This window comes from Microtetraspora sp. AC03309, assembly GCF_020826795.1.
GTDB lineage: Bacteria > Actinomycetota > Actinomycetes > Streptosporangiales > Streptosporangiaceae > Microtetraspora > Microtetraspora glauca.
In genome coordinates, this window is sequence record NZ_JADDIL010000549.1 from 1 (window position 1) to 428 (window position 428).

Consider the following 428-nt stretch of genomic DNA (forward strand, 5'->3'; position numbering starts at 1 on the left):
GCACCAGGTCGTCACAGGTGATCGGCTTGCCGTCGGAATAGACCGCCTTGTCGCTGATCACGTAATCCAGCACCAGTGGCGCGCGACCGACCACCGACACCGAACCGAAGTCGTTGTCGGCGACGACCTGGCCTTCGGGGCCGTGATAGGCGAATCCGGTCAATGCCCTGGCGAATGCCTGCGGTCCGGCGGACGCAGCTCCGGCCACCGTGTTGGTGTTGTACGTGGTCAGTGTGCCGTCGACGGCGTAGTCGATCTCGTCGGCCGAACTGCCCGAACACGCCGCCAGCCCCATTCCGGCGACCACTGACAGTGCGGCCGCCGCGGCCGTCCGGGCCCGGGCCACGGCCCGCCACTGAACCATCCGGCTTACCGCCGGGTGTTCCGCTTGCCCGAGGGACGTCCGGTCCGCGGACCCGGACGTCCCT

1 pseudogene is annotated in these 428 nt (G+C 68.9%); it reads right to left on the reverse strand.

From position 1 onward, the window contains the following. Positions 1-346, reverse strand: a pseudogene (locus IMZ11_RS44300) (hypothetical protein); the annotation flags it as partial. Positions 347-428 lie beyond the last annotated feature (82 nt).